This is a genomic window from Streptomyces sp. 15-116A, assembly GCF_025290915.1.
Lineage (GTDB): Bacteria > Actinomycetota > Actinomycetes > Streptomycetales > Streptomycetaceae > Streptomyces.
Window position 1 is genome coordinate 1 of sequence record NZ_JAOCQE010000399.1, and the last position, 4,472, is coordinate 4,472.

The following is a 4,472-nucleotide window of genomic DNA, read 5'->3' on the forward strand; positions in this document are numbered from 1 at the left end:
TGCACGGTGACGCCGGACGCGTGGAGCGGCTGCTGCCCGCCACGGGCGGCGATCCGCGCGACGAGGACGCCTCGGGGCCGATGCCCGCTCACCGCCCCGGGCCCGTGCCGGCCAACCCCGCGACCGCACGGCTCGACGGGGACGGCCAGGACGGCGGCCCCGCGAAGGACCCCGCCCCCGACGACATCGCCCCCGACGCCATCGCCGTCGTCGGAGTCGCCGGGCAGTACCCGCGCGCGACCGACGTGAACGAGCTGTGGCGCAACCTTGTCCAGGGCCGGGACTGCATCACCGAGATCCCCCCGGAGCGCTGGCCGCACGACAGCTACTACGCACCCGAGCGCGGCACCCCTGGCCGCACCTACGGGCGGTGGGGCGGCTTCGTCGACGCCTACGACCGGTTCGACCGCGACTTCTTCGGGATCTCACGGCGGGACGCCGAACGGATGGATCCGCAGGAGCGGCTGTTCCTGATGACCGCCTGGCACACGCTGGAGGACGCCGGCCACCCGCCCGCCACGCTCGCCGGCCGTGCCGTGGGCGTGTTCGCCGGCGTGATGTGGAACCACTACCAGCTGGTCGGCTCCGCCGACGACGGCGTCGCCCCCATGGCGGCACACTCGGCCGTGGCCAACCGCGTCTCGTACACCTTCGACCTGCGCGGACCCAGCGTGGCCCTGGACACCGCCTGCTCCTCGTCCCTCACCGCGCTGCACCTCGCCGTGCGCAGCATCCGCGCGGGCGAGTGCGAGGCGGCGCTGGCCGGCGGGGTCAACCTCATCGTCCACCCGCAGAAGTACCTCCAGCTCGCGCAGGGCCGGTTCCTCTCCGACGACGGGCGGTGCAGGGCCTTCGGCCGGGGCGGCACCGGATACGTCCCCGGCGAGGGCGTCGGCGCGGTCCTGCTGAAACCGCTGCGGCAGGCCCTGCTCGACGGCGACCACGTGTACGCGGTCATCAGGGGCAGCGCCGTCAACCACACCGGACGCACCAGCGGTTTCACCGTACCGAGCCCTGCCGGGCAGGCACAGGTCGTACGTGCCGCGCTGCGCGACGCGGGCGTGGCCCCGGAGCGGATCGACTACCTGGAGGCGCACGGCACCGGCACCTCGCTGGGCGACCCGATCGAGGTCGAGGGACTGCGGCAGGCGCTCACCGGAGCCGGGGACCACCGGTGCGCGATCGGTTCGGTGAAGTCCGCGATCGGACACCTGGAGAGCGCCGCCGGGATCGCCGCGGTGACCAAGGTGCTCCTCCAGCTCCACCACCGGCGCCTCGCGCCGACGCTGCACGCGGACGAGACCAACCCGCACATCGACTTCGAGCGCGCGCCGGTGCGCGTCCAGCGCGAGGCCGCTGTCTGGCCGCCGCGCGCCGACGGCGCCCCCAGGACCTCCGGCATCAGCTCGTTCGGGGCGGGCGGCAGCAACGTCCACCTGGTGCTGACGGAGGGACCCGCGCGTTCCGAGGCCCCGGCCGCGCTCCCGGCGGAGCAGTTGTTCGTGCTGTCCGCCCGGGACGAGACGGCCCTGCGCGCCTACGCCGGCCGGTGGGTGGACCACCTGGACGCCCTCACCGACACCGACGACGACGTCCCGCGGCCCTCGCTCGCCGATCTCGCGTACACCTCCCGCACGGGCCGCACCGCCATGGCCGTGCGGCTGGCCGTGGTCACCGCCGACCTCGCGGGCCTGCGGTCGGCGCTGCACCGCTATGCGACGGGCAAGCCCCCGGCCGACGGGGACTTCTGGACGTACGCGGGCATCGAGCCGGATCCCACGGACCTGCACGGCCTGGCCCGGACGGCCGCCGCATGGGTCGCCGAGCAGGGGCCCGCCCCTGCCGACGGAGCCGACTACTGGGCGACCCGTGGCCTGCCCACGGAGACCGACGGCCTGCGCAAGGTTCCGCTGCTGCCCAACTACCCCTTCTCCCTGGAGCGTCACTGGCCCGGCGAGTGGGCGGCCAGAAGGGACACGGAGGCCGGGGGAACGGCGGAGGACCGGACGTCGGCCGACGAGGAGACGGCAGCAGCGGCGACGCAGACGGAGAAGCTGACGGAGACGCAGACGGACGAGAGGACGGAGGAGGCGGTGGCATCCGTGGTCGCCGGGACGAGCCCGTCTTCCGGGCCCGCGCCGCACGATCCCGCTGGGCCGGCCGCCGTGGACCGTGCCGTGGTGCGGCAGGCGATCGTGGAGGCGCTCTGCGCCGAACTGCGGGTCGCTCCGGACGAGATCGACCTCACCGAGCCGTTCAGCGACCTCGGTGTCGACTCGATCGCGGCGGAGGTGGTCCGCCAGGAGATCGGCGGGCGCTTCGGTGTGGAACTGGACTCCGTGACCGTCTACGACCATCCCACGGTGGAGCGCCTCACCGACCACGTACTGACACTCGGCCCCACCCACGACACGCACGCCGCCCCGGCCGCACAGACCGCTCCCGCCGACCAGCACGCCACCGACCCTGCCGGACACCCGCCGCACGGCGAACCCGCCGACGCTTCCGGGCCCGTCCAGGACGCGGAAAGCCGTGCCGGGGAGCAGCGCCGAGACGTCGCCGCGGCCACCGGTGTGCCGGCCCCCTACCGGGACACCGACATCGCGGTCATCGGCATGGCCGGACGCTTCCCCGGCGCACCCACGCTCGACGCGTACTGGGAGAACCTGCTCGCGGGGCGCTGCGAGATCGCCGAGATCCCCGCCGAACGGTGGGACGCCGCGCAGTGCTACGACCCGGATCCGACCGTTCCCGGGACCACCTGCAGCCGGTGGGCGGCCCTGCTGGACGACGTCGACGCCTTCGACGCGGCGTTCTTCGGCATCTCCCCGCTGGAGGCCGAGGCCATGGACCCGCAGCAGCGCCTCTTCCTGCGCGAGGCGTGGAACGCCCTGGAACACGCCGGCTACGGAGCGCCGCGCACGGCTGCCACCGGCACCTGCGGCGTCTTCGTCGGCAGCGGCGCCGGCGACTACGGCCGGCTGCTGGCCGAACGGGGAGAACGGGACAGCGGATACGCGTTCCTGGGCAACGCCCCGTCCATTCTCGCCGCCCGCATCGCATACCTCCTCGACCTGACGGGCCCCACCCTCGCCGTGGACACCGCGTGCTCCTCCTCGCTCGTCGCCGTCCACCTCGCCTGCCAGTCGATCCGGGCGGGAGAGTGCGACATGGCCCTGGCCGGGGGAGTGGCGCTGATGCTCACCCCCGAACTGCACGTGCGGTGCGGCCAGGTCGGCATGCTCTCGCCGACCGGTGTCTGCGCGCCCTTCGCCGCGCCGGCCGACGGCACGGTGCTCGGCGAGGGCGTGGGCGCGGTCGTGCTCAAGCGCCTCGACCGGGCCCTGGCCGACGGAGACACCGTGCACGGGGTGATCCGCGCCGGCGGCGTGAACGGCGACGGCCGCACGAACGGCATCACCGCGCCCAGCGCCCGCTCCCAGACCGAGCTCATCGCCTCGGTGCACCGGCGTTCCGGACTGACCTTCGACGACATCGGCTACGTCGAGGCGCACGGCACCGGAACCCCGCTCGGCGACCCCATCGAGGTCAAGGCGCTCACCGACGCCTTCCGCCGGGGCACCGGCCGGACCGGCTACTGCGGTCTGGGCTCGGTGAAGGCCAACGTGGGCCACACCACCATGGCGGCCGGGATCGCCTCCCTGCTCAAGGTCCTGCTGGCGCTGCGGCACCGCACCCAGCCGCCCGCCGCCGGCTTCGGGGACCCCAACCCGCGTATCGACCTGGACGGCAGTCCCTTCCGGGTGCGCACCGAGGCGGTGGACTGGCCGCCCGGGCCCTCGGGCGTGCGCGCGGCCGCGATCAGCGGCTTCGGCTTCAGCGGCACCAACTGCCACCTGGTCGTGGCGGAGGCACCTCCCGCCGGGCCACGGCCGCTGCGGGAGAGCCAGGGAACCGGCGCCTTCACCTTCCCGCTGTCCGCCCGCACCGAGGCCGAGTTGCGGCGCCGGCTGGAGGACCTCGCCACCGTTGCCTTCTCCGCTCCCGAAGGTGCCCGGGGACGGTCGAGCGCGCGGGACATCGCCTTCACCCTGGCCGTGGGCCGCCGGCATCTCCCGGTGCGCGCCGCGCTGACCGCCGACACCGTCACCGCGCTGGGCGAGGGCGTCAGGCGCCTGCTGGACGGCTCCCCGGACGCGGGGGCGTACTGGCTGACGGCCCCCGAGGACGACACGAGCACGGCCGCGGCCTACGTACGCGGTGCCGACCCGGACTGGGAGTCGCTGTTCGCGGGAACCGGAGCACGCCGGGTGCCCCTGCCGACGTACCCGTTCACCGAGTCGCGCCACTGGGCGGGAGCACCGGCTCCCACGGACGCGGGGAGCCCGGCGGAAAGCTCCGGCGCCCCGGACACGGACGGCCCCCCGCAGCCGGGCGGATCCGCCGACCCGCTCGACGCCGCCTGGCTGCTCGCCGACCACGTCGTCGCCGGAACCCCCACGCTGCCCGCC

At 74.8% G+C, this 4,472-nt stretch carries 1 protein-coding gene; it reads left to right on the forward strand.

Annotated elements, in window-relative coordinates; translation table 11 throughout:
- The coding region (locus tag N4P33_RS33165) for a beta-ketoacyl synthase N-terminal-like domain-containing protein (RefSeq protein ID WP_260830639.1) at window positions 1-4,472 on the forward strand (4,472 nt) is incomplete at both ends.